Source organism: Shimia fortis, assembly GCF_040225985.1.
Lineage (GTDB): Bacteria > Pseudomonadota > Alphaproteobacteria > Rhodobacterales > Rhodobacteraceae > Shimia.
In genome coordinates this window covers 1-315 of sequence record NZ_JBBPEU010000051.1, presented here as the reverse complement: position 1 = coordinate 315, position 315 = coordinate 1, and the positions used below count along the sequence as shown (strand labels likewise).

Annotated in this window: 1 pseudogene; it reads right to left on the bottom strand. The window is 63.8% G+C overall.

From position 1 onward, the window contains the following. Positions 1-315: pseudogene (locus WNE31_RS18455) on the bottom strand (hypothetical protein); the annotation flags it as partial.

The window sequence follows — 315 nt, the reverse complement described above, 5'->3', positions numbered from 1 at the left end:
CTCGATCCCGCCCAGCTCGATCCCGTCAAGGTCGAAATGGTCGCCATCGGCCTGCGCTTCGAACAGCACGGTGTCGCTGGTGCCGGTGCCGAACAGGAACGTGTTCACAAAAGTGCCCGACGCGTCGTTGAACAGGAACGTGTTGCTCCCGCCCCCGCCGAACAGCAGGTCCTGGCTGGTTGTGCTCGAGGCCACAAGCGTGTCATCCCCGTTGCCGCCGTAGAGGCTGATGCTGTCTCCTGATGTGCCGGTGCTGGTCAGGATGTCATGGCCATTGCCGCCATAGACCCGGTCAGACCCGCCGCCGGTCGAGAT